The sequence below is a fragment of the Pseudomonas sp. CMR5c genome (assembly GCF_003850545.1).
Lineage (GTDB): Bacteria > Pseudomonadota > Gammaproteobacteria > Pseudomonadales > Pseudomonadaceae > Aquipseudomonas > Aquipseudomonas piscis.
The window spans coordinates 6,209,338-6,234,311 of the sequence record NZ_CP027705.1; the positions used below are offsets into that span (position 1 = coordinate 6,209,338).

The following is a 24,974-nucleotide window of genomic DNA, read 5'->3' on the forward strand; positions in this document are numbered from 1 at the left end:
ATGACCATGATCCGAGCTGCTTTGCAAGGGTACGTTGGCCCTCGCCATGGACCTGTCCTGGGTCGATGTTTGTTGCCTTTCCTATGTAAGAACCATCGACCTGAACGCTACTCATCTTCTTTCGTGGCCCTGTAAGCCCTGTGAATGGGCGTAGACTAGGCCCCTACGGGGCTTTGGGCCATTTCGATTTTTAAGCTTTTTCGATAAGAATTACTTATGGATTTCAAGCAACTGCGTTATTTCGTCGCGGTGTATGAAGAAGGTCACGTAGGGCGCGCCGCAGAGCGCCTTTCGATCTCCCAACCAGCGCTTTCCCAGCAGATTCGCCAGCTGGAGCAGCACCTGGATGTGAGCCTGTTCGAGCGCAGCAGCAAGCGCCTGTTGCCGACCCTGGCCGCGCATACCCTGTACAACCATGCCCTGCCCCTGCTCGATGGCCTGCAGCAGGCCCGCGAAGCCCTGCGCAACTTCAAGGGCCAGGCCCTGCGGACCCTGGCCATCGGCGTGCTGCAAACCGTGCACAGCAGCCTGGTGCCGCAGATGCTCGAACGGGTGCGCAAGGCCCAGCCGCACCTGGTGGTGCAGATCTACGAATTGACCGGCCTGGAAATCGAACGGCGCTTGCTCAATGGCTCGCTGGATATCGGCATCAGCTATCTGCCACCGCGGCAACCGGGGCTGCATGGCGTACCGTTGTACGAAGACGAACTGACCCTGGTCATTCCCGAGCAGCATCCCCTGCGTGAATTCAAGAAAGTCTCCATGAGCCAAGCGGCCGAACTGCCGATGCTGCTACTGGGGGAGGAGTTCCAGATCCGCCAGATCTGGCAGGCCCAACTGGCCAACCTGGGGCGCCGCCCGCAGGTACAGGCGGAGCTGAACAACATGGCCGGGATTCTCGACAGCCTGCCCCATACCCGGCTGGCCACCGTACTGCCGGGACGCTCCCAGCAGCAGAACGGCAATCGGCAATTGCTCTGGAAACCCTTGAGCGAGCCCAGAGTGCCGTTGAAAGTCGGATTGGTTTGCCGTGACCTGCAGCGTCAGCAGGGAACCCTGGAATTGCTGCGCACGCTATTGGAAGATCCGCTGCACAGCCAGGACACGCGGCTGGGCGGGCCGGCACTACCAGAAACCCTGGCCTGAAGCGGATCGGGAAAAAATCCGCACAAAAGAAAAACCCCGCCGAAGCGGGGCTTTGCAGACTGTTTCCCTGACATCCATTTCACTCCACCATCCTGGCGGAATCCTACGTGTCCGTGTTATTTCTTTGCGCTTCCTGCGCTACGTCCATGTAACGTAGATTAGCGATGCCCCTCGTTCGCCGATATGGGCGATCTGCAGCACGTAACGTAAGAAATGACTTACAGGCACTTTGCCTCTTAGAACTGCTCCGCCGGCAACAGATACAGCGATTCGCTGCCCGCCTTGACCGAAGCGCTCAAGGAGTGGATGCGCGGCAGCAGGCGGGCGAAGTAGAAGCGCGCAGTCCCCAGCTTGCTGGCGTAGAACTCGTCTTGCTCCTCCTTGCCCAACGCCGCCTTGGCCATCAGTGCCCACATGTAGGCGTAGGCGGTGTAGCCGAACGCTTGCAGGTACTCCACGGACGCCGCGCCAATCTCGTTGGGATTGCTGGCCGAGCGATCCAGTACCCAGGCAGTCAGCTCATCCAGATTGTCCAGCGCGGCATTCAACGGCCGCACGAACTCCCCGAGCTGGGCATCGGCGGTGGCGGTGAAGTGGCGGATCTCATCGGCGAACAACTTGTAGAACGAGCCGCCGCTGCCGACGATCTTGCGCCCCACCAGGTCCAGGGCCTGGATGCCGTTGGTGCCTTCGTAGATCTGGGTGATGCGCACATCGCGCACCAGCTGCTCCTGGCCCCACTCGCGGATGTAACCGTGGCCACCAAAGATCTGCTGGCCATGGACCGTGGTCTCCAGGCCCAGGTCGGTGAGGAATGCCTTGGCCACCGGAGTCAGCAACGCCACCAGGCTTTCCGCACGCTTGCGGGTCTCGGCGTCCTCGCTGAACTTGGCGGTGTCCAGTTGCATCGCGACATAGGTGGAGAAAGCCCGGCCGCCTTCGTTGGCGGCTTTCATGGTCAGCAGCATGCGCCGCACGTCCGGGTGGACGATGATCGGGTCGGCAGTCTTGTCCTTGGCTTGCGGGCCGGTCGGGGCACGGCTCTGCAGACGATCGCGGGCATATTCCACGGCGTTCTGGTAGGAACGCTCGCCCGTGGCCAGGCCCTGGATACCTACGCCGAGGCGCTCGTAGTTCATCATGGTGAACATGGCCGCCAGGCCCTTGTTCGGCTCGCCCACCAGGTAGCCAACGGCCTGGTCGAAGTTCATCACGCAAGTAGCGGAAGCCTGGATGCCCATCTTGTGCTCGATGGAGCCGCAGCTCACCAGGTTGCGCTCGCCCAGGCTGCCATCGGCATTGACCATGAACTTGGGCACCAGGAACAGGGAAATGCCCTTGGGCCCGGCTGGGGCGTCCGGCAGCTTGGCCAGTACCAGGTGGATGATGTTTTCGGTCAGGTCGTGCTCACCGCCGGTGATGAAGATCTTGGTCCCGGTGATGGCATAGGCGCCGTCCGCCCGTGGCTCGGCCTTGGTGCGGATGATCCCCAGGTCGGTGCCGGCATGGGGTTCGGTCAGGCACATGGAACCGGCCCAGACGCCGGCATACATGTTCGGCAGGTAGGTGGTCTTGAGCTCGTCGCTGGCGTGGGCGTTGATCGACAGGCAGGCGCCGGCGGTCAGCATCGGATACAGGCCGAAGGCCAGGCTGGCGGAGTTGACCATTTCCTCGACCTGGGCCGATACCGCCTTGGGCATGCCCATGCCACCGAATTCAGGATCGCCGCCGACACCGACCCAGCCACCTTCGGCATAGGTCTGGTAGGCCTGCGGGAAACCTTCCGGAGTGCTCACCACGGTGTCATTCCAGCGACAACCTGCTTCGTCGCCGCTACGGCTCAACGGGGCAATGCTGCGGGCAGTGACCTTGCCCGCTTCTTCCAGGATCGCCTCGACAGTCTCGGCGTCCACTGTTTCCGCCAGCGCTGGCAACTGGGCCCAGAGCTTGGCGACCTCGAACACTTCATTGAGGACGAAGCGCATATCGCGCAGGGGCGCTTTGTAGTCAGCCATGGCAAACCTCGCAAGATCTAAACAGGCGGGCCGGAACGGGCCCATTCACGAAAAACCGAGTGTACCCGAACAACTTTTGCGACACATAGGGTCATCTAGTGACCTTTTTGTTATTTTTAGTCAACTTCCAGCCATGACAAAGAAAAACCCGCCAAGGGCGGGCCTTGCCGGGAATACGCCCGTTTGTCCGCTGGGCCAGACGCTCTGCCGGCAGTTAGCCGTGGGCAGGTGAAAACATCCACGGGCAGCCTCGCGCCCAGGCAGAGCCGCTGGCAAAAAGTCATCGAGTAGAAACGCGCGAAAGCGCTTGGCCCTGAGCCATGGCGACGCCCCGACAGCAGGTCGTTGCAACCTACTGTCGGCACCGGGGCCTGACAATCACCCTGCGGACGCTGAATGCGTCGCCATCAGTCAGCCTGCCGCGGTGTCCATCCGCACCGCACCACGGCGGTTCTGCCCGAAGGCCATGACACAGTTGCGCCCCGCGCCCTTGGCGCTGTAGAGCGCCTGGTCGGCTGACTTGAGCACTTCCTCGGGAGTACGGTGCTCCATCAACCGCTCGGCGACACCGATACTGATGGTCACCGACACGCTGGAAGCACCGGCCGCCCCGCGCCGCTGGCGCCCCTGCTGGTCGTCCTGGGGGCGGTTTTCCTGGTTGCGCAACTGGATGTTATAGCCGGCGATGATCTCGCGGATCATCTCCAGGTGCGGCATGCATTCGTCCAGGCTCTTGCCGGCGAACACCACGGCGAACTCTTCACCGCCATAACGGTAGGCGCGACCGCCACCGGTGACCTTCGACAACTTGCTGGCCACCAGGCGCAGCACCTGATCGCCAACGTCGTGACCATGGGTGTCGTTGAATTTCTTGAAGTGATCGACGTCGGTCATGGCCAGTACGTAGTTGCGTCCCAGTCGCTGCATGCGTTCGTTCAGGGCACGGCGCCCCGGCAGCCCGGTCAGCTCATCGCGAAAGGCCATCTGGTAGGCCTCGTGGGCCACCGCGGCGGCGATCATCAGCATCACCTGGCTGCACATGATGTTCAGCGTGAAGGGCAAGATGAAGGTCTTGGGCAACATCCAGAACAGCCCGAGCAAGCCCACCAACTGCGCCGCATGCAAGGGGCGCGGGCTGCGCCAGTACTGGATCGCCAACAGCAGGAAGGCCGCAAGGAACACCGGATAGGACAACTGGATCAGGCTCATCCAGCTGCCATGCAGGGCTGGCCAGCGGATCTCCGCCAGCCACGCCAGCAGCGCCTGGGGATAACTCTGCTCCAGGCCCAGGGCCACGCTGCCGAAGGCGAGCAGCACGGCGAAGCGCGCCACCATGTCCTGGAACAGGTGCGTGCGCTCCTGCCAGGCGGCGAACAAACCGAACAGCAAGGGCAGCAACAGGCAACACAGGTGGAACACCACCGCGGCATCCTCACGAACCCGGCCATTGTCACGGTAGAAGTCGGTCTGGGTATCCAGCAGGAAGTAGGCGATATACACCGTGACCATCAGGAACAGCTCGCGCTGGCGTCGATACACGGCGCAATACGCCCCGCCGAGCAACAGCACCAGGGTCGGCAACACGTTGAACAGCGAAGTGAAGAATACGTTGAGATCCTTGACGTAGGCGGCCGCCAGCCCAGCAAGCAGAAGCAGTAAAGACGGAAGAAAGTGACTGAAACGTACAGCGGAAGAACGCGGCAAGGGTAAAACTCCAACCCGGCTTATCAGTAGATGGCATTGTGCCTTCATTGAAGAAGTTAAGCACATGCGATGTGACAGGCGTCACATTGCCACCTCTGTAACGGCAGGGAATCGCTTCAGCTTAGCGTTTTAGTCGGGAATTTTTACCGACGGTCCGCAGATACAAAAAAGCCGCTCGTCCCGGGGGGGCGAGCGGCTTCGCAGTGGAGCCGGACGGGCTTAGTAAGCCAGGCCGAAATCCTCTTCCTTCATGTCCATCAGGTTGTTGGCGCCCGACAGCATGGTGGCGACATGGGTACGGGTACGCGGCAGGATGCGCTGGAAGTAGAAGCGCGCGGTCTGCAGCTTGGCGGTGTAGAAGGCCTCTTCGGTGGTGCCGGCGGCCAGCTTCTCGGCTGCCAGGCGTGCCATGTCGGCCCAGAAGTAGGCCAGGCAGGCGTAACCGGAGTACATCAGGTAGTCCACCGAAGCGGCACCGACTTCTTCGCGGTCTTTCATCGCGGCCATGCCCACTTTCATGGTCAGCTCGCCCCATTCCTTGTTCAGTGCCGCCAGCGGTGCCACGAACTCCTTCACGGCCTCGTTGCCTTCGTTGTTCTGGCAGAACTTGTGGACGATCTTGGTGAAGCCCTTCAGCGCTTCGCCCTGGGTCATCAGCACCTTGCGACCCAAGAGGTCCAGGGCCTGGATGCCGGTGGTGCCTTCGTACAGCATCGAGATACGGCTGTCGCGAACGTTCTGCTCCATGCCCCACTCGGCGATGAAACCGTGGCCACCGTAGATCTGCACGCCGTGGTTGGCGGATTCGAAGCCGACCTCGGTCATGAAGGCCTTGGCGATCGGGGTCATGAACGCCAGCAGTGCGTCGGCCTTCTTCTTCTCTTCTTCATCCACACCGTACTTGACGATGTCCACCTGCTTGGCGGTGAAGTAGACCATGGCGCGGTTGCCTTCGGCGAACGCCTTCATGGTCAGCAGCATGCGACGCACGTCCGGGTGCACGATGATCGGGTCGGCAGCCTTGTCTGGCGCTTTCGGGCCAGTCAGCGAGCGCATTTGCAGGCGGTCGCGAGCGTATTTCAGGCCACCCTGGAAACCGATCTCGGCGTGGGCCAGGCCTTGCAGCGCGGTACCCAGGCGAGCGGTGTTCATGAAGGTGAACATGCAGTTCAGGCCCTTGTTCGCCGGGCCGATCAGGAAACCGGTGGCCGCGTCGAAGTTCATCACGCAGGTGGCATTGCCGTGGATACCCATCTTGTGCTCGAGGGAACCGCAGCTCACCGCGTTGCGCTGGCCGACAGAGCCATCGGCGTTGGGCAGGAACTTGGGCACGATGAACAGCGAGATACCCTTGGTGCCGGCCGGGGCGTCCGGCAGGCGGGCCAGCACGATGTGGACGATGTTGTCGGCCATGTCGTGTTCACCGGCGGAGATGAAGATCTTGGTGCCGGTGACTTTGTAGGAACCGTCGGCCTGAGGCTCGGCCTTGGTGCGCAGCATGCCCAGGTCGGTGCCGCAATGTGGCTCGGTCAGGCACATGGTGCCGGTCCACTCGCCAGTCACCAGCTTGGTCAGGTAGGCATCTTGCTGCTCAGGCGTACCGTGGGCGGAAATGGTGTTCATCGCGCCATGGGACAGGCCTGGGTACATGCCCCACGACCAGTTGGCCTCGCCGACCATTTCGCTGACAGCCAGGCCCAGCGACTCAGGCAGGCCCTGACCGCCGTGCTCGACATCGTGGGCCAGGCTTGGCCAGCCGCCTTCGACGAACTGCTTGTAGGCTTCCTTGAAGCCGGTTGGGGTCTTAACGCCGGATTCACTCCAGGTGCAACCTTCCAGGTCGCCTACACGGTTCAGCGGCGCCAGCACCTGCTCACAAAACTTCGCACCTTCCTCGAGAATGGCGTCAACCATGTCCGGAGTGGCGTCCTGGCAAGCCGGGAGGCTCTGATAGTGCGCCTCATAACCAAGCAGCTCGTCACGAACGAAGCGAATATCACGCAAGGGGGCCTTGTAGTCAGGCATAGCGATAAACCTCTGCTGATGTAACCGGGAATGAACAACCGCGTTGAGTTTTTATAGCGGTCAAACAGTTGTTTGAAACATACGTTTACGCCCAAATCTTGTCAAGCGTCGGACAAATACCTTTCGTCATCGGCATGTAACACCCGCGCAGGCCAAGGCCCACGGCACTGCCATGAAGTGTAGAAGCCGGGTCGCCGGCAATCAGTCAGCGAGGGAAATCAGCCGAGGAAATGGCATAAAGGCAGGCATGAAAAAGCCCGGCCCCCGAAAACGGGGGCCGGGCTTCAACGAAAAGACGATCAGGCGTAGGTGTCGATCAGCGTACCCAGGGCTTCATCCGAGGCCTTGGCGACCTTGACGCCCAGTTCGACCTGGAACTTGCCGGCGGACATTTCCACCACGCTGCTGGCCACGTCCGACTCCTGGCTGCGGTCCACGCCCCGCAGGCGATTGACCTGGAGCTCCGACGACTGGCTGCTGGCGGAACGCTCGACGGCCGTGCTGGCAATCTGGCCAGCGGCTTGATCGACCCGGTTCTGCCCGGTCTGAATCGCGTTCAGCCCGGCGTAGTAAGCGCTGTTCCCGGAAATTTCCATGGGATGACTCGACCTGGAAAATGAATGACGCTGCCAATTGAAGCAGACCCGTCAAGAAAACACCCGTCAAAAACACTAATGGCCATCTGCCCTGTCATAGGCAAAATCTAGTCCAGCAAGTCCAGTTGCAGGTGTTCGGCCACCGCCGCGGCCCCAGCCAGACTGAGCCGGGGCACCCTGCCCAGGCACGGCGCGGGAAGGCGCTCGGCCAGGGTCGCCAGGTTCTCTTCCAGACGAGAGGTCTGCGGATCGACGATGTTGGCCACCCAACCGGCCAGTTGCAGACCGTCCCGGGCAATGGCTTCGGCAGTCAGCAAGGCATGGTTGATGCACCCCAGCCGCACGCCCACCACCAGGATCACCGGCAGCCCCAGGGCCATGGCCAGGTCCGAGAGATTATCCTGGCCCGCCAGGGGCACGCGCCAGCCACCCGCGCCTTCGATCAGGGTGAAATCCGCCCCCTTGGCCAGGACGTGGCGCATGGGCAGCAACAGCGACTGCACCGTCAGTGCCACGCCCGCCTCGCGTGCGGCCAGGTGTGGAGCGATCGCCGGCTCGAAGGCGAGCGGATTGACCTCTTCATAACTCAGTGGCAACGACGCCTGCGCTTGCAACGCCAAGGCATCGGCGTTGCGCAAGCCCTTGGCCGTCAGCTCGCAACCGGACGCCACCGGCTTGCCCGCCGCCGTACTCAGCCCGGCCAGTCGCGCGGCATGCAGCAAGCCGGCAGCGATGGTGGTCTTGCCCACCTCGGTGTCGGTGCCGGTGATGAAATAGGCAGGACTCATAGTGGTTTCTCCAATACGGCATGGACTACCTGGTAAGTCGCCGGCAGCCCCTTGGCCTGGCGAAAGCCCTCGTAGGCGGCGATCAATCCGGCGATGCGCGCCCGTCCGGTCAAACCACCAGGACGGCCAGGGTTGAGGTTGTGCGCCCCCAGGGCCTTGAGTTCGTGGGTCAGGCTGCGCACATCCGGGTAATGCAGGACATGGGGCACCCGCTCCAGGCTACGCACCCGCAAGCCACTGGCATCGCACAACTGGCCATAGCGCTCGAAAGCACGGAAGCGGTTGACGTGCACCTGCCCGTCCACCTGCCCCCAGCTGTCGCGCAGCTCCTGCAGGGTCCCCACGCACAAGCTGGCGAACGCCAGGACGCCGCCAGGCTTGAGCACCCGCCGGGCCTCGCTGAGCACTGCGGCAAAATCGGCGCACCACTGCACCGCCAGGCTGGAGAAGATCAACTCGCAACTGGCCGCCTGCAATGGCAGGCGCTCGGCGTCCCCGGCAATGAAGTACTCGGCCCCACCCAGGGGCCGTGCGTGCTGGAGCATGCCTTCGGCGATATCCACGGCCAGGCCCTGGCTACCCGCGAACCGCTCCCCCAGCGCCCGGCTGAAATGCCCGGTGCCGCAGCCCAGGTCGAGCCAGCGCCCGGGGGTCCAGTCAGCAGGCAGGCGGCTCAGCAACTGCTGGCCAACCGCCCGCTGCAACTCGGCCACGCTGTCATAGCTGGCCGCCGCGCGGGAAAACGAAGCCGCCACCTGGCGCTTGTCAGGCAAGCCGGTGGCCAGCACAGGAATAGACAGATCAGTCATCACCGGACTCATGCAAGAACGCCTGGATCGCACCCGCCACTCCATGGGGGTCCTCCAGAAGAAAACCGTGGCTGGCCTGTTCGATCAGGCCAACTTCCACATCCGGCAACAACGCCAGCAACTCGGCGGCCGTTTCAGCCGGTACCAGGCCATCGAGCCCGGCGAACAGGTGCAACTGCGGCCCACGAAAACCTTGCAAGGCCTCGCGGGTGTCGAGCCGCGCCAACAATTCAAGACCCGCCAGCAACACCTGTGGCCGGGACACCGGCGCGCCCCCCGACAACGCCCGGGACAAGCCGCGATGGTCGAGGGCGCCCTGGGCACAGAGCAACGAGAAACGCTTGAGGGTGCCTTGCGGGTCGGCGGCACAGCCCGCCAGGAAGGCGGCGAAGGTGTCTTGGGCCATGGCGCTCGGCCACTGCGCATGGGCGACGAAGCTGGGATTGCTGGCCAGGGTCAGCAGCCCGCAGCACCGTTCACCACGACGGGCCGCCAGCGCCGAGGCCAGCATCCCGCCCAGGGACCAGCCACCCAGCCAGGCATCGTCCGGCAGCGCGTCGTCCAGTTCATCCAGCCAGTCGCCCGGGTCGCTGGACATCAGTTCCGGCAACGGCTGGACCTGTACCCGCAGGTGCTGGTCCAGCCCCTGCAACGCTGCAGCCAGGGGCTCCAGGGGCGACACGCCCAGCCCCCAGCCGGGCAACAGGATCAGTCGATCACGCATGGCTCGGCTCCACTTGCAGTTCACCGTGACAATCAGCCAATGCGTCTAACAATAGCTGCACCTGGCTCTCGCTGTGGGCGGCAGACAGCGTCACCCGCAAACGGGCACTGCCGGCCGGCACCGTCGGCGGGCGAATGGCGGTGACCAGGATCCCGCGCTCGCGCAGTTTCTGCGACAGTGCCATGGCTCGCGCACTGTCGCCGACCAGGATCGGCTGGATCGGGGTGAAGCTGTCCATCAGCTCCAGGCCGATCTGCTCGGCGCCCCGGCGGAACTGGCGGACCAGGCTCGCCAGGTGCTCGCGCCGCCAGTGCTCGCTGCGCAGCAGCTCCAGGCTTTTCAAGGTGGCACAGGCCAACGCCGGTGGCTGGCTGGTGGTGTAGATATAGGGCCTTGCGAACTGGATCAGGCTCTCGATCAACTCCTCGCTGCCAGCGACGAAGGCGCCAGCCGTACCGAAAGCCTTGCCCAGGGTACCCACCAGCACCGGTACTTCATCCAGGCCCAGGCCGAAATGCTCCACCAACCCTGCGCCATTGGCACCCAAGGGGCCGAAGCCGTGGGCGTCGTCGACCATCAACCAGGCGCCTCGGGCCTTGGTTTCATGGGCCAGGGCCGGCAGGTCGGCCACATCGCCATCCATGCTGAATACGCCGTCGGTGACCACCAGGGTATTGCCGGTAGCCTTCTCCAGGCGCTTGGCCAGGCTGGCCGCATCGTTGTGCAGATAGCGGTTGAAGCGCGCGCCACTGAGCAGGCCGGCATCCAGCAGCGAAGCATGGTTGAGACGGTCTTCCAGCACCGTATCGCCCTGCCCCACCAGAGCCGTGACCGCCCCGAGGTTGGCCATGTAGCCGGTGCTGAACAACAAGGCCCGAGGCCTTCCAGTGAGTTCGGCCAGGGCCTCCTCCAGAGCATGGTGCGGACCGCTATGGCCCACCACCAGGTGCGAGGCGCCACCGCCCACGCCCCAGCGGCTGGCACCGGCCCGCCAGGCTTCGATCACCTGTGGATGATTGGCCAGGCCCAGGTAGTCGTTGTTGCAGAACGCCAGCAGCGGCTGACCGTCGACCACCACTTGCGGCCCCTGGGGGCTGTCGAGCAAGGGGCGCTGGCGATACAGATGCTCGGCACGGCGGGCCGCGAGGCGCGCGGAAAGATCAAAAGACATGCTGGCCTCGATGATCGGGAAGAAATCCAACATCGCAGGCGACCGGGCGCCGAAGTCCCTGCGGGATCCTCAGCGGCCCTGGAGTCGCCCGCGGCGGCGGGGATGACGTCAGCCTGGGGTCAGACGGCGGCGTTGTAGAACTGCTCGCTGCTCTTGTGCTCCACCAGGGCCTGCTCGATGGCCGCCTGGTGCACTTCGTCGGCGTGCTCTTCACGCGCTTCGGGCTGGATCCCCAGGCGGGCGAACAGCTGCATGTCCTTGTCGGCCTGCGGGTTGGCGGTGGTCAGCAGTTTTTCGCCGTAGAAGATCGAGTTGGCGCCGGCGAAGAACGCCAGGGCCTGCATCTGCTCGTTCATCGCCTCACGACCGGCGGACAGCCGCACATGGGACTGGGGCATGAGGATCCGCGCCACGGCCAGCATGCGAATGAAGTCGAACGGATCCACCTCTTCGGCATTCTCCAGCGGCGTACCGGCCACCTTCACCAGCATGTTGATCGGCACCGACTCCGGATGCTCCGGCAGGTTGGCCAGCTGGATCAGCAGGCCGGCACGATCGTCCAGGGACTCGCCCATGCCCAGGATGCCGCCGGAGCAGATCTTCATCCCGGCATCGCGTACATAGGCCAGGGTCTGCAGGCGCTCGCTGTAGGTGCGGGTGGTGATGATGTTGCCGTAGAACTCCGGCGAGGTATCGAGGTTGTGGTTGTAGTAGTCCAGGCCGGCCAGGGCCAGGGCCTCGGTCTGCTCCTGGTCGAGGCGGCCCAGGGTCATGCAGGTCTCCAGGCCCATGGCCTTGACCCCTTTGACCATCTCCAGCACGTAGGGCATGTCCTTGGCGGACGGATGCTTCCAGGCCGCGCCCATGCAGAAACGCGTGGAGCCGATGGCCTTGGCCCGGGCGGCCTCTTCCAGGACCTTCTGCACTTCCAGAAGCTTTTCCTTTTCCAGGCCGGTGTTGTAGTGACCGGACTGCGGACAATATTTGCAATCTTCCGGGCAGGCGCCGGTCTTGATCGACAGCAAGGTGGAAACCTGGACCCGGTTGGCGTCGAAATGCGCGCGGTGCACCGTCTGCGCCTGGAACAGCAGGTCGTTGAACGGCTGGGTGAACAGGGCTTTGACTTCAGCCAAAGTCCAGTCATGACGCAGGGTGGCGGTGGTGCTGGCGCTCATGGGCGGTTCCTTGATTATGCTTGGCAGGCGGTGCGGGACAGGGAAAGTCCACAGCCGCAACACGGATGTTCGGCATATTTAAGGAAGCCGCCATGAGCTGTCAACCAGAAAGAAAACCTCAGGTTTACATCTGGCTAAAAAACAAACAAACCTGTTTGCTCTGTGACGAACCCAGCGATTCGCCCCAGGCGCTCTGCGCACCTTGCCTGGACGAACTGCCCTGGCTCGGCAGCCAATGCCCCATTTGCGCCCTGCCACTGCCGGCTCCCGGCCCGGCTTGCGGTCAATGCCTGCAACGGCCACCGGCATTCGAACGGGTCATAGCGCCCTGGCGCTACGAGTTCCCGGTGGACAGCCTGATCAGCCGCTTCAAGCACCATGAGAAATGGCCTTTTGGCCGACTGATGGCCGAACTTTTCGTGCAGTTCCTGCTTTATCGCTTCGATGAAGACCTGCCCAGCCCGGATGCCCTGGTGCCAGTGCCTTTATCCCGTCGGCGCTTGCGCCAGCGGGGGTTCAACCAGGCCGGGATGCTCGCCCACTGGCTTGGACAACACCTGAAGCTGCCGGTGGAAGCGCGGTTGCTGCTGCGCACCCTGGACACTCCCGCGCAACAAGGACTGGATGCCCGGGCCCGCCAGCGCAACCTGCGCGGCGCCTTCAGCCTGGCCCCCGATGCCCGGATCGCCGGCCGCCACCTGGCGCTGGTGGACGACGTGCTGACCACGGGCGCCACCGCCCAGGCCCTGGCCCGGTTGCTGGTCGCTGCCGGAGCCAGGCGGGTGGACGTCTACTGCCTGGCCCGCACTCCCAGGCCCGAGGCCTGACTTGACTCTCGCGGCTCAAGCCGCAAACTTCCTGTCCATCTTCCGTGCCCGAAGCGCTCTTGCCATGTCCCTGCCCAGTTTGTTGACCCAGCACATCGTCCGCCGCCCGCAACGCATCGCGCTGCTGCAACACATCGCCGAGCAGGGTTCCATCACCCGTGCGGCGAAAAGCGCCGGGCTGAGCTACAAGGCGGCCTGGGACGCCATCGACGAGCTGAACAACCTGGCCCAGAACCCACTGGTGGAACGCAGCGTCGGCGGCAAGGGCGGCGGTGGCGCCAGGCTGTCCGCCGAGGGCGAGCGGATCTTGCGTCTCTACCAGCGCCTGCAGGTGCTGCAGGCCCAGGTACTGGAGGCCGCTGAAGACGCCAGCGATCTCGACTTGCTGGGACGCCTGATGCTGCGCACCAGCGCACGCAACCAGCTGCACGGCAAGGTCCACGGGATCGAACCCCATGGCTGCAACGACCTGGTCAGCCTGGAACTGCCCGAGGGGGTGCGGCTCAAGGCCCGGATCACCCACGACAGCACCCAGCGCCTGGAGCTGGCGCCCGGCACCCAGGTGGTGGCGCTGATCAAGGCCGGCTGGTTGGATGTGCAAGCCGTCGGCGACCCAGTAACAACTGGACACAATTACCTGACCGGTATCATCGAGCGGATCCTCGATGCCGAGGATGGCCCCTGCGAAGTCCGCATCGCCCTGCCCAATGGCCAGGTCCTCTGCGCCCTGGCCGAACCGCTGCTGCTGAAAACCCTGGACCTGGCGCAGGAGCGGCCGGTCCAGGTGCAGTTCTCGCCGTCCCATGTGCTGCTGGGCACCCCGCTCTGACCCTGGCCCCCAGCTCCCGTACGCCCTGATCCTGGGGCTCGGCACTGCAACAAATTCGTCATCGGTGCTCATTAAGGTGGCTGCAAAAACCCGCAGGGAGCCTGATATGAGCCTGTTATTAGAAGAAGACCAACCCACCGACCTGGAACAGATCGTCGGCCTCAGCCGCCGCGGCTTCATCGGTGCCGGCGCCCTGTGCGGCGCGGCCCTGTTCCTGGGCGGCAACCTGCTGAGCCGCAGCGCCCTGGCCGCTGGAGTCAGCGCCGGCAACGGCCAGCTGCTGGGCTTTGCCAGCATCCCCAGCGCCACCAGCGACACCATCACCCTGCCACCGGGCTACAAGTCCTCGGCGCTGATCAGCTGGGGCCAGCCACTGCACAAGAACGGCCCGGCCTTCGACCCCAGCGGCAACGGCACCGCCCTGGCCCAGGAAGTGCAGTTCGGCGACAACAACGACGGCATGAGCCTGTTCGCCTTCCCGGATGACCGGCATCGGGCGCTGATGGCGATCAACAACGAGTACACCAACTACCGCTACCTCTATCCCCATGGCGGCCTGCCGCAGTCGGCCGAAGACGTGCACAAGGCCCAGGCCAGCGAAGGCGTGTCGGTGATCGAGGTGCAACGCAAGAATGGCCAGTGGCAGTTCGTCCAGGGCTCGCGCTACAACCGGCGCATCCACGGCAACACGCCGATCCGCCTCAGCGGCCCGGCCGCCGGCCACCCGTTGCTCAAGACCAGCGCCGACCCCAAGGGCAAGAAAGTCCTGGGCACGTTCCAGAACTGCGCCAACGGCAAGACCCCATGGGGCACCTACCTGACCTGCGAAGAAAACTTCACCGACTGCTTCGGCAGCAGCAACGCCGAGCACAAGTTCGACGCGGCCCAGAAGCGCTACGGCGCCTCGGTGGCCAGCCGCGACATCAACTGGCACCAGCACGACCCGCGCTTCGACCTGGCCAAGAACCCCAACGAACTCAACCGCCACGGCTGGGTGGTGGAGATCGACCCTTTCGATCCGCAATCGACCCCGACCAAGCGCACCGCCCTGGGCCGCTTCAAGCATGAGAACGCCGCCCTGGCGCAAACCCGCGATGGCCGCGCAGTGGTCTACATGGGCGACGATGAACGCGGCGAGTTCATCTACAAGTTCATCAGCCGCGATCGCATCAACCACCGTAACCCCAAGGCCAACCGTGAGCTGCTGGACCACGGCACGCTGTATGTGGCGCGCTTCGACGCCGGCGACGGCAACCCGGACCGGCCCAAGGGCCAGGGCCAGTGGATCGAGCTGACCCACGGCAAGAACGGCATCGACGCCAGCAGCGGCTTCGCCGACCAGGCCCAGGTGCTGATCCAGGCCCGCCTCGCCGCCAGCGTGGTCCAGGCCACGCGCATGGACCGCCCGGAATGGATCGTGGTCAGCCCCAAGGATGGCCAGGTCTATTGCACCCTGACCAACAACTCCAAGCGTGGTGAGGATGGCATGCCGGTGGGCGGCCCCAACCCGCGGGAGAAAAACGTCTATGGGCAGATCCTGCGCTGGCGCACCGGTGGCGACGACCATGGCTCGCTGAACTTTTCCTGGGACCTGTTCGTGGTCGCCGGCAACCCTAGCGTGCACGCCGACAAGCCCAAGGGCGGTTCCGCCAACATCACCCCGCAGAACATGTTCAACAGCCCCGATGGCCTGGGTTTCGACAAGGCCGGGCGCCTGTGGATCCTCACCGACGGCGACTACAGCAACAGCGGCGACTTCGCCGGCATGGGCAACAACCAGATGCTCTGCGCCGATCCCGACAGCGGCGAGATCCGCCGTTTCATGGTCGGGCCGGTGGGCTGCGAAGTCACCGGAATCGCCTTCGCCCCGGACTACAAGACGCTGTTCGTGGGCATCCAGCACCCCGGGGAAAATGGCGGCTCGACCTTCCCCGAGCACTTGCCCAACGGCAAGCCGCGCTCTTCGGTGATGGCCATTACCCGGGAAGACGGCGGCATCATCGGCGCCTGATCCAACCCCGTGCCGAACCCGCGCCTGCCCCTGGCCAAGGCAGGCGCCACAGCGCCCTCCACCGGCCTGCCCGTCTGCGTTACCATGCTGGGCCGGACGCGGCAGCCTGCTGCGCGCAGGAGTAAGCATGTCGCACCCGTTTGATACCCTCACCCCCGACCTGGTCCTGGACGCCGTGGAAAGCATCGGCTTTCTCAGCGACGCCCGGGTCCTGGCCCTCAACAGCTACGAGAACCGCGTCTACCAGGTCGGCATCGACCAGGGCGAGCCGCTGGTGGCCAAGTTCTACCGGCCCCAACGCTGGAGCGACGAGGCGATCCTCGAAGAACACAGCTTCACCTTCGAACTGGCCGAATGCGAAGTGCCGGTGGTGGCGCCGATCGTCCACGAGGGCCGCAGCCTGTTCGAGCATGCGGGGTTTCGTTTCGCCCTGTTCCCGCGGCGTGGCGGCCGCGCCCCGGAGCCGGGCAACCTCGACCAGCTCTACCGCCTCGGGCAACTTCTGGGTCGCCTGCACGCCGTCGGCGCCAACCGGCCGTTCAGCCACCGCGAGGCCCTGGGGGTGCAGAACTTCGGCCACGACTCCCTGGCGGCCTTGCTGCAAGGCGGTTTCATACCCAAGAGCCTGTTGCCGGCCTATGAGTCCGTCGCCCGTGACTTGCTCAAGCGTGTGGAAACCCTCTACCAGGCCACCCCGCACCAGAACATCCGCCTGCATGGCGATTGCCACCCGGGCAACCTGATGTGCCGCGACGAGGTGTTCCATATCGTCGACCTCGACGACTGTCGCATGGGCCCTGCGGTGCAGGACCTGTGGATGATGCTCGCCGGCGATCGCCAGGAGCGCCTCGGCCAGCTGTCCGAACTGATGGACGGCTACAGCGAATTCCACGATTTCAACCCACGGGAACTGGCCCTGGTCGAACCGCTGCGGGCCCTGCGCCTGATGCACTACAGCGCCTGGCTGGCGCGGCGCTGGGACGACCCGGCGTTCCCTCGCAGCTTCCCCTGGTTCGGCAGCGAACGTTACTGGGGCGACCAGGTACTGGCCTTGCGCGAGCAACTGGCGGCGCTCGACGAGGAACCGCTGCGGCTGTTCTGAAGGGCGCGATGGCCACGGCACGGGCGCGGGAAAAGTCAGGACAGGTCTAGACATTTGTCCTTACAATCGCGCCTTTGTTAGTTGCCTAAGCAAGGATTCTCCATGCAAGCCGCCAACCTGCGCCGCGGGTACATACTGGGCCTGACCGCCTACATCATCTGGGGCCTGTTTCCGCTCTATTTCAAAGCCATCGCCAGCGTGCCCGCCGTGGAAATCATCGTCCACCGGGTGCTCTGGTCAGCGCTGTTCGGCGGCCTTTTGCTGATGGTCTGGAAGCATCCCGGCTGGTGGCGCGAACTACGGGACAACCCCCGGCGCCTGGCGATCCTGGCCCTGAGCGGCACCCTGATCGCCGCCAACTGGCTGACCTACGTCTGGTCGGTGAACAACGGGCGCATGGTCGAGGCCAGCCTCGGCTACTACATCAACCCCTTGATCAACGTGCTGCTGGGCATGTTGATCCTCGGTGAGCGCCTACGCCGCCTGCAATGGCTGGCGGTGCTGCTGGCGGCGGTCGGGGTGGCGCAGCAGGTATGGCAACTGGGCAGCCTGCCCTGGGTGTCGCTGGCGCTGGCGCTGAGCTTCGGTTTCTACGGCCTGATCCGCAAGCAGGCGCCGGTCAAGGCCCTGCCCGGGCTGGTGGTGGAGACCTGGATGCTGGTGCCCATCGCGTTGGCCTGGCTGCTGCTGCACCCCGATGCCAGCAGCGCCCATGCCGCGTTCTGGGCCAGTTCCCAGGCCTGGTGGCTGGTGGCAGCCGGCCCGGTGACCCTGATCCCGCTGGTGTGCTTCAACGCCGCGGCCCGGGACCTGCCCTACACCACCCTGGGTTTCCTGCAGTACCTGGCCCCGACCCTGGTGCTGCTGCAGGCGGTACTGCTGTTCGGCGAGCAACTGTCCTCCAGCACCCTGGTGGCCTTCATGTTCATCTGGGCAGGCCTGGCGGTGTACAGCGTCGATGCCTGGCTGAGCCTGCGCGGACGCAGCTGATCAATAAACGATCAATCATCTGCAGGCCACGTCCCCTGTGGCCTGCGGCGGTTCTTCCCAAGCTTATCCACAGCCTGGTCCCCGCCATTTGTGCACAAGCCCTTGAAATTGCCGGTTTTTTGATCAATTCATGCAAAGCCGCGATACCACTGGGCCAGCGCCCGCTCTCTACAGGTTATCCACAGGCGCATGCACGCTTTATCGGGATAACCCAGCCAACCGCCTTCAGCCTTCGCTGCGCAGCACCAGTTCCACCATCAGGTCGTCGGCCAGGCTCTCCAGGCGCGCCTGCAAGACTTCCAGCGACAGGGTCAAGGGTACTGCCAGGATGGCCTCGGCGTGGAACAGCGGCTCGCTGCTCATGGGCGCCGGCCGCACCTCGGTCACCAACCGCTCCAGGTTGACCCCCTGCTCCGCCAGCAGGCGGGTGATATCCCGGACAATCCCCGGGCGGTCGTTGCCCACCAGCTCCATGGCGATGGGTTTCCAGGTGCATGATTGCTCGATGCCGCTTTCGGCGATCAGCACGCGGATGCCTTGGGCCGAGAGCCCCTGCAAGGCATCCACCAGCTCATCGTAGGCTTCGGCCGGCACCGCCACCCGGAGGATTCCGGCGAATTGCCCGGCCATCCGCGACAGGCGGCTTTCCAGCCAGTTGCCACCGTGGGCGGCGATGCACTGGGCAATGCGTTCGACCTGGCCGGCCTTGTCCGCAGCGAATACCGTGAGAACCAGATGGTCCATGGCGCAGCCCTCTTTTTGGGGGTGGAAGAGCAATTATAGGCAGGCTTGCAGGCCGCACCCGGCGCCTCCGGTCGAGGCCCGGAAAAGGGGCCGGTAGACCAGGAATGCAAATCGTGTACAACTTTTTGTATTTATGTGGAACAATCCTTCGGTTTTTTGCGAACACCAAGCTTCCCAGCGTGACCGCATTGCACTGGCGAGTCGCGAAACGACGTATTTAGTCTAATTTTCACAACCGCAATTCATCATGTAGTATGCCGCAGCGCGCACTACATAATGTTGGAACGATGTCTGCCAAGGCTTGATCACAACCCCCGCGATCCCCGTCAGCAAGGCTCCGCCGTTGATTGGAAGCACCCAGCCGCCAGCGATGGCATGTACTGGTGAACAAGGTTGTGTTTTAAATGGCCGCCGGCTTCATTGTTAATTTGAAGAGCTGAAAAGCGAAATAGCTGAGCAGAGTGAGGCAAGCAATGACTGAACACGTTCAAGTCGGTGGCCTGCAGGTCGCCAGAGTCCTGTTCGACTTCGTGAACAACGAAGCCATTCCCGGTACCGGCCTCACCGCCGACGCATTCTGGGCAGGTGCCGACAAGGTCATCCACGACCTGGCGCCCAAGAACAAAGCCCTACTCGCCAAACGCGATGATTTCCAGGCGCGGATCGATGCCTGGCACCAGTCCCGTGCCGGCCAGGCCCATGACGCCGTAGCCTATAAAGCCTTCCTGCAAGACATCGGCTACCTGCTGCCGGAAGCGGCGGACTTCCAGGCCACTACCCAGAACGTCGATGAAGAAATCGCCCGCATGGCCGGCCCGCAGCTGGTGGTGCCGGTGATGAACGCCCGCTTCGCCCTCAACGCCTCCAACGCTCGCTGGGGCTCGCTGTACGACGCGCTGTACGGCACCGACGCCATCAGCGAAGCCGATGGCGCGCAAAAGGGCAAAGGCTACAACAAGGTCCGCGGTGACAAGGTCATCGCCTTCGCCCGCGCCTTCCTCGATGAATCCGCGCCCCTGGCCGCCGGCTCCCACGTCGACTCGGTGAACTACAAGATCGCCGGCGGCAAGCTGGTGGTGACCCTCAAGGGCGGCAGCAGCAGCGGCCTGCGCGACGACGCCCAACTGGTCGGCTACCAGGGCGATGCCGCGGCGCCGACCGCGATCCTGCTCAAGCACAACGGCCTGCACTTCGAGATCCAGATCGACGCCGCAAGCCCCGTCGGCCAGACCGACGCCGCCGGGGTCAAGGACCTGCTGATGGAAGCGGCCCTGACCACCATCATGGACTGCGAAGACTCGGTCGCCGCGGTCGATGCCGACGACAAGGTAGTGATCTACCGCAACTGGCTGGGCCTGATGAAAGGCGACCTGGCCGAGGAAGTGGCCAAGGGCGGCAACACCTTCACCCGCACCATGAACGCCGACCGCGAATACACCGGCGTCGACGGCTCGTCGTTGAAGCTGCATGGTCGCTCGCTGCTGTTCGTGCGTAACGTCGGCCACCTGATGACCATCGACGCGGTCCTCGACCAGCACGGCAACGAAGTGCCGGAAGGCATCCTCGACGGTCTGGTCACCAGCCTGGCGGCGATCCACAACCTCAACGGCAATACCTCGCGCAAGAACAGCCGTACCGGCTCGGTGTACATCGTCAAGCCGAAGATGCACGGCCCCGAAGAAGCCGCGTTCACCAATGAACTGTTCGGCCGCATCGAAGACGTCCTGGCCCTGCCGCGCAATACCCTGAAGGTCGGGATCATGGACGAGGAGCGCCGTACCACGGTCAACCTCAAGGCCTGCATCAAGGCTGCCAGCGAGCGCGTGGTGTTCATCAACACCGGCTTCCTCGACCGTACCGGCGACGAGATCCACACCTCCATGGAAGCCGGCGCCATGGTGCGCAAGGCCGACATGAAGGCCGAGAAATGGATCGGCGCCTACGAGAACTGGAACGTCGACATCGGCCTGTCCACCGGCCTGCAAGGCCGCGCGCAGATCGGCAAGGGCATGTGGGCCATGCCCGACCTGATGGCCGCCATGCTCGAACAGAAGATCGCCCACCCGCTGGCCGGCGCCAACACCGCCTGGGTGCCATCGCCGACCGCCGCCGCGCTGCACGCGCTGCACTACCACAAGGTCGACGTGTTCGCCCGCCAGGCCGAACTGGCCAAGCGCGCCCGCGCTTCGGTGGACGACATCCTGAGCATTCCCCTGGCTCCCGACACCAACTGGACCGCGGAACAGATCAAGAACGAACTGGACAACAACGCCCAGGGCATCCTTGGTTACGTGGTGCGCTGGATCGACCAGGGCGTGGGCTGCTCCAAGGTGCCGGACATCAACGATGTCGGCCTGATGGAAGACCGCGCCACCCTGCGCATCTCCAGCCAGCACATCGCCAACTGGCTGCGCCACGGCGTGGTGACCCGCGAACAGGTGATCGAAAGCCTCAAGCGCATGGCCCCGGTGGTCGACCGGCAGAACGCCGCCGACCCGCTGTACCGTCCACTGGCCCCGAACTTCGACAGCAATATCGCCTTCCAGGCCGCCCTGGAACTGGTGATCGAAGGCACCAAGCAGCCAAACGGCTACACCGAGCCGGTCCTGCATCGTCGCCGTCGTGAGTTCAAGGCCAAGAACGGCCTGTAACAACGCAGCGCCAGCGGTAAAGCAAAGCCCCGGTCCATGACCGGGGCTTTTTCATGCCTGCTCGTCGTGCTGGTGGCGCTACAGCACCACGCCCAGCTCATGCTTGACCAGCGCCAGCAGCTTGCTGGTATCGATGGGCTTGAGCAGGAAGTCCACCACGCTCAGGTGCATGGCGGCGATGGCGTCGCGCACATCGGCGTCGCCGGAAATGATGATGATCGGCAGGGCCGCCCGTTCCGATTCGCGCACCTGGCGAATCAGGTCCAGGCCACTACAGGGCGCCATGCGCAGGTCGGTGATCAGCAAGCCGATGGATTTGTTCGACTCGAGCATCTCCAACGCCGCCTTGCCACTGGCCGCGGTCATGCAGCGAATGCCATCGAGACCGAGTATTTCCGAAAGCAGCTCGCGGGCATCCTTGTCGTCATCGGCAATCAGCACCCGCTGCGGCGGCAGGTCGGGTTCCAGCATGACGGCACTCAGCGCCTCGCGCTCGGCATCGCTCAAGATATCGTGGTCGGACATACAGTTCTCTACAGGATCGAATCACCTAGCACAGTGGTCAGACATCGCCAGGCAGGCCTCCAATGTGCACTTCGTCGGAAAAATTTCCAAGCGTCTTGATCAGAGCTTTTTTGCATCGATCGCCAGCGGCTCAAAGCCAAATGTCCGGCCCCCGTGAACGCTGACCGCCACCACCTGCAACACAGCCCGCGCCAGACGCCCGCGCGGCATGTCGCACCTAGACTTACGTCCAATGGGCGCTGGCGGGCACCTGGGCCGACTATTACCGGGATCCGAACACAACAAATCCAAGAAGATTGCGGTAATCGTCATGAGTAAAACGGACGCCTTCACCCAGGCCGGGAAGACCGCGGTACTACAGAACATCCAGGGCACGGTGCAGTTCCTGCAACGCTTCCCGCCCTTCAACCAGATGGAAAACCTGCACCTGGCCTACCTGGTGGAACAATGCCAGCTGCGCTTCTACGGCCCCGGCGACAGCATCATCAAGCCGGCCGACGGCCCGGTGGAGCACTTCTATATCGTCAAGCAGGGGCGGGTGGTGGGCGAACGTACCCACGCCGCCAAGGGCAGCACTGAGACCACCTTCGAGATCACCACCGGCGAATGCTTTCCCCTGGCCGCGCTGCTGGGCGAGCGAGCCACCCGTACCGAACACCGGGCCGCCGAAGACACCTTCTGCCTGCAACTGAACAAGGGCGCCTTCATCAAGCTGTTCGCCCTGTCGGCGGAGTTCCGCGATTTCGCCCTGCGTGGGGTCAGCAGCCTGCTCGACCAGGTCAACCAGCAGGTCAAGCGCAAGGCGGTGGAAACCCTCGGCACCCAATACTCGCTGAACACCCGCCTCGGCGAATTGGCCATGCGCCATCCCGTGACCTGCTCGCCGGCCACGCCACTGCGCGAAGCCGTGGCGCAGATGCATGAACAGCAGGTGGGCAGCATCGTGGTGGTGGACGAGCACAAGGCGCCCCTGGGGATCTTCACCCTGCGCGATCTGCGCCAGGTGGTGGCCGACGGCAGCCAGGATCTCAACCAGCCCATCGACCGCCACATGACCCAGGCGCCGTTCTTCCTCAGCCCGGACCACAGCGCCTTCGACGCGGCCATCGCCATGACCGAGCGCCACATCGCCCACGTCTGCCTGGTCAAGGAACAGCGCCTGTGCGGCGTGGTGTCCGAGCGCGATCTGTTCTCCCTGCAACGGGTCGATCTGGTGCACCTGGCGCGGACCATCCGCAATGCGCCACGGGTGGAGCACCTGGTGGCCCTGCGCGGCGAGATCGGCCAACTGGTGGAACGCATGCTGGCCCACGGCGCCTCGTCGACCCAGATCACCCACATCATCACCCTGCTCAACGATCACACCGTGTGCCGGGTGATCGAGCTGACCCTGGCCGACAAGGGCGACCCGGGCGTGCCCTTCAGCTGGCTGTGCTTCGGCAGCGAAGGCCGGCGCGAACAGACCCTGCACACCGACCAGGACAACGGCATCCTGTTCGAGGCCCGGGATGCGGCCCACGCGGCCGAGATCCGCGGCAAGCTGCTGCCCATCGCCCAGCAGATCAACCACAGCCTGGCCCAGTGCGGTTTCACCCTGTGCAAGGGCAACATCATGGCCGGCAACCCCGAGCTGTGCCTGTCCCGCGCCGAGTGGGCCCGGCGCTTTGCGGCGTTCATCCGCGAGGCGACCCCGGAGAACCTGCTGGGCTCGAGCATCTATTTCGACCTGCGGGTGGTCTGGGGCGACGAACAAGGCGCCGAACAACTGCGCCGCGGGATCCTCGACCAAGTGGCCGACAATCGCCTGTTCCAGCGCATGCTGGCGGAGAACGCCCTGCGCCAGCGGCCACCGGTGGGGCGCTTTCGCGAATTCGTGCTGGCCAAGAAGAACGGCGAGAAAGCCACCCTCGACCTCAAGGTCCAGGGCCTCACGCCCTTCGTCGACGGCGCCCGGCTGCTGGCCCTGGCCAACGGCATCGGCGCCATCAACACCCTGGAACGCCTGCGCCAGCTGGTGTCCAAGCAAGTCATCGAGCCACTCGATGGCGCCGCCTATGAAGAGGCCTACCACTTCATCCAGCAGACCCGCATGCAGCAGCACCAGCGCCAGACCCGGGACAACCAGCCCTACTCCAACCGGCTCGACCCGGACAGCCTCAACCACCTGGACCGGCGCATCCTCCGTGAGTCCCTGCGCCAGGCCCAGCGCCTGCAAAGCAGCCTGGCCCTGCGGTACCAGCTATGAGCCTGTTCAACTGGTTCCGCCCGGCGGCCAGCGTCTTGAACGGCGAACAGCAGTTGCGCCGCGAGCGCCTGCCAGCCTTCGCCCCACTGGGCGAAGGCAGCCTGCGCGAACAGCGCTGGGTGGTGGTGGACGTGGAGACCAGCGGCCTGAACCTCAATCGCGACCAGGTCCTGTCCATTGGCGCGGTGGCGATCGAGGACGGCGCCATCGACTTCCGCCAGCAATTCGAGCGCACCTTGCAGCGCGAGGGCCACAAGCTCAGCCCCAGCGTGCTGATCCATGGCCTGGGTCCCAGCGCCATCGCGGCCGGCAGCGATCCGATCGAGGCCCTGCTGGATTTCATGGAGTTCGTCGGCGACAGCCCGCTACTGGCGTTCCATGCACCCTTCGACCAGCACATGCTCGCTCGGGCACTGAAGGACAGCCTGGGCTACCGCCTGCAGCACGACTTTCTCGACGTGGCGGACATGGCGCCCCTGCTGTGTCCGGAGTTCCATACCCGCGACGCCGGCCTGGACGATTGGGTCAACGGCTTCAAGCTCCAGGTGGTGGAGCGTCACCACGCCGCGGCCGACGCCCTGGCCACCGCCGAGCTGGCGCTGATCCTGTTTCACCGCGCACGCCAGCAACAGATCCACAGCCCCTTGAACCTGCAACAGCGCCTCAGCCAGTGGAAGCGCCGGCAGCAGGCCCCCTCGTTCTGATCCACCCTACTGTGGCGAGGGAGCGTGCTCGCGCTCGGTCGCGAAGCGGTCGTAGCACCTGAGTCCCGGGGCTAGCTGGCACAACGCCTTGGGCGTGCTTGCGCCCTCGCCACAACAAGAACCTTGCCTAGGGCACCCGCTATCCGCAGCGACAAGACAGCCGACCAGCGTGAATTGCGCCACTGTTTCGCCT

20 protein-coding genes are annotated in these 24,974 nt (G+C 64.3%); 9 read left to right on the forward strand and 11 right to left on the reverse strand.

From position 1 onward, the window contains the following. Positions 1 to 216 precede the first annotated feature (216 nt). Entirely contained in the window at positions 217 to 1,146 is a 930-nt protein-coding gene (locus tag C4K40_RS28715; RefSeq protein ID WP_022641456.1) for a LysR family transcriptional regulator, read from the forward strand. A gap of 236 nt (positions 1,147 to 1,382) precedes the next feature. On the opposite strand, the gene C4K40_RS28720 is transcribed toward C4K40_RS28715, so the two are convergent. The 9 genes from C4K40_RS28720 to bioB all read right to left on the reverse strand — a co-directional run bounded on the left by C4K40_RS28720 (position 1,383) and on the right by bioB (position 12,153). Next, positions 1,383 to 3,161: an acyl-CoA dehydrogenase C-terminal domain-containing protein gene (locus tag C4K40_RS28720; protein WP_053137670.1), complete on the reverse strand. Its 1,779-nt coding sequence runs from the start codon at positions 3,159 to 3,161 to the stop codon at positions 1,383 to 1,385. Positions 3,162 to 3,572: 411 nt separating this feature from the next. Next, positions 3,573 to 4,865 carry a GGDEF domain-containing protein gene (locus tag C4K40_RS28725; RefSeq protein WP_022641458.1) on the reverse strand — a complete coding sequence of 431 codons (1,293 nt, stop codon included), beginning with the start codon at positions 4,863 to 4,865 and terminating at the stop codon, positions 3,573 to 3,575. A gap of 219 nt (positions 4,866 to 5,084) precedes the next feature. Continuing rightward, on the reverse strand, positions 5,085 to 6,890 hold the full coding sequence (locus C4K40_RS28730) for a phenylacyl-CoA dehydrogenase (protein WP_053137672.1): 1,806 nt from the start codon (positions 6,888 to 6,890) through the stop codon (positions 5,085 to 5,087). Positions 6,891 to 7,189: 299 nt separating this feature from the next. Further along, positions 7,190 to 7,486, reverse strand: coding sequence for a hypothetical protein (locus C4K40_RS28735; RefSeq protein WP_053137675.1), 297 nt, complete (start codon positions 7,484 to 7,486; stop codon positions 7,190 to 7,192). A gap of 107 nt (positions 7,487 to 7,593) precedes the next feature. After that, complete coding sequence (gene bioD / locus C4K40_RS28740; RefSeq protein WP_053137678.1) at positions 7,594 to 8,274, reverse strand: dethiobiotin synthase; 681 nt, start codon at positions 8,272 to 8,274, stop codon at positions 7,594 to 7,596. Then, positions 8,271 to 9,083 carry a malonyl-ACP O-methyltransferase BioC gene (gene bioC, locus C4K40_RS28745; protein WP_022641461.1) on the reverse strand — a complete coding sequence of 271 codons (813 nt, stop codon included), beginning with the start codon at positions 9,081 to 9,083 and terminating at the stop codon, positions 8,271 to 8,273. Before bioC ends, bioD begins: the two co-directional genes overlap by 4 nt. Then, positions 9,076 to 9,807, reverse strand: coding sequence for an alpha/beta fold hydrolase (locus C4K40_RS28750; RefSeq protein WP_022641462.1), 732 nt, complete (start codon positions 9,805 to 9,807; stop codon positions 9,076 to 9,078). The genes bioC and C4K40_RS28750 overlap by 8 nt, the downstream gene beginning before the upstream one ends. Then, positions 9,800 to 10,978, reverse strand: coding sequence for an 8-amino-7-oxononanoate synthase (gene bioF, locus C4K40_RS28755; RefSeq protein WP_053137725.1), 1,179 nt, complete (start codon positions 10,976 to 10,978; stop codon positions 9,800 to 9,802). The genes C4K40_RS28750 and bioF overlap by 8 nt, the downstream gene beginning before the upstream one ends. 119 nt (positions 10,979 to 11,097) lie before the next feature. Then, entirely contained in the window at positions 11,098 to 12,153 is a 1,056-nt protein-coding gene (gene bioB, locus C4K40_RS28760) for a biotin synthase BioB (RefSeq protein WP_022641463.1), read from the reverse strand. Between the two features lie 92 nt (positions 12,154 to 12,245). On the opposite strand from bioB, the gene C4K40_RS28765 reads away from it, so the two are divergent. The 5 genes from C4K40_RS28765 (at position 12,246) to rarD (ending at position 17,912) form a co-directional block, all read left to right on the forward strand. Next, the gene (locus tag C4K40_RS28765) at positions 12,246 to 12,980 is read left to right on the forward strand and encodes a ComF family protein (RefSeq protein ID WP_053137681.1); all 735 of its coding nucleotides are present in this window, start codon (positions 12,246 to 12,248) and stop codon (positions 12,978 to 12,980) included. Between the two features lie 64 nt (positions 12,981 to 13,044). Beyond that, positions 13,045 to 13,809, forward strand: a complete 765-nt coding sequence (locus C4K40_RS28770; RefSeq protein WP_053137685.1) for a TOBE domain-containing protein — start codon at positions 13,045 to 13,047, stop codon at positions 13,807 to 13,809. Between the two features lie 106 nt (positions 13,810 to 13,915). Next, the gene (locus C4K40_RS28775; protein WP_053137688.1) at positions 13,916 to 15,820 is read left to right on the forward strand and encodes a PhoX family phosphatase; all 1,905 of its coding nucleotides are present in this window, start codon (positions 13,916 to 13,918) and stop codon (positions 15,818 to 15,820) included. 127 nt (positions 15,821 to 15,947) lie between these two features. Beyond that, positions 15,948 to 16,922, forward strand: a complete 975-nt coding sequence (locus C4K40_RS28780) for a serine/threonine protein kinase (RefSeq protein WP_022641466.1) — start codon at positions 15,948 to 15,950, stop codon at positions 16,920 to 16,922. A gap of 102 nt (positions 16,923 to 17,024) precedes the next feature. Then, a complete protein-coding gene (gene rarD, locus C4K40_RS28785) occupies positions 17,025 to 17,912 on the forward strand; it encodes an EamA family transporter RarD (RefSeq protein WP_022641467.1) in 888 nt (295 codons plus the stop codon). Between the two features lie 225 nt (positions 17,913 to 18,137). Here the strand turns inward: rarD and C4K40_RS28790 are convergent, their stop codons facing one another. Further along, positions 18,138 to 18,656: a glycine cleavage system protein R gene (locus C4K40_RS28790; RefSeq protein WP_022641468.1), complete on the reverse strand. Its 519-nt coding sequence runs from the start codon at positions 18,654 to 18,656 to the stop codon at positions 18,138 to 18,140. Between the two features lie 473 nt (positions 18,657 to 19,129). Between C4K40_RS28790 and C4K40_RS28795 the strand changes: the two genes are divergently transcribed. Continuing rightward, the gene (locus C4K40_RS28795) at positions 19,130 to 21,307 is read left to right on the forward strand and encodes a malate synthase G (protein ID WP_053137691.1); all 2,178 of its coding nucleotides are present in this window, start codon (positions 19,130 to 19,132) and stop codon (positions 21,305 to 21,307) included. A 78-nt stretch (positions 21,308 to 21,385) separates the two neighbouring features. Here C4K40_RS28795 and C4K40_RS28800 read toward each other — a convergent pair whose 3' ends face one another. Beyond that, a complete protein-coding gene (locus C4K40_RS28800; RefSeq protein WP_022641470.1) occupies positions 21,386 to 21,832 on the reverse strand; it encodes a response regulator in 447 nt (148 codons plus the stop codon). Positions 21,833 to 22,142: 310 nt separating this feature from the next. Here C4K40_RS28800 and C4K40_RS28805 point away from each other — a divergent pair, with 310 nt between their 5' ends. Together C4K40_RS28805 and C4K40_RS28810 are read left to right on the forward strand one after the other, a co-directional pair. Continuing rightward, entirely contained in the window at positions 22,143 to 24,077 is a 1,935-nt protein-coding gene (locus C4K40_RS28805) for a putative nucleotidyltransferase substrate binding domain-containing protein (protein ID WP_083457000.1), read from the forward strand. Then, on the forward strand, positions 24,074 to 24,781 hold the full coding sequence (locus tag C4K40_RS28810; protein WP_022641472.1) for a PolC-type DNA polymerase III: 708 nt from the start codon (positions 24,074 to 24,076) through the stop codon (positions 24,779 to 24,781). The genes C4K40_RS28805 and C4K40_RS28810 overlap by 4 nt, the downstream gene beginning before the upstream one ends. Positions 24,782 to 24,974: the final 193 nt, after the last annotated feature.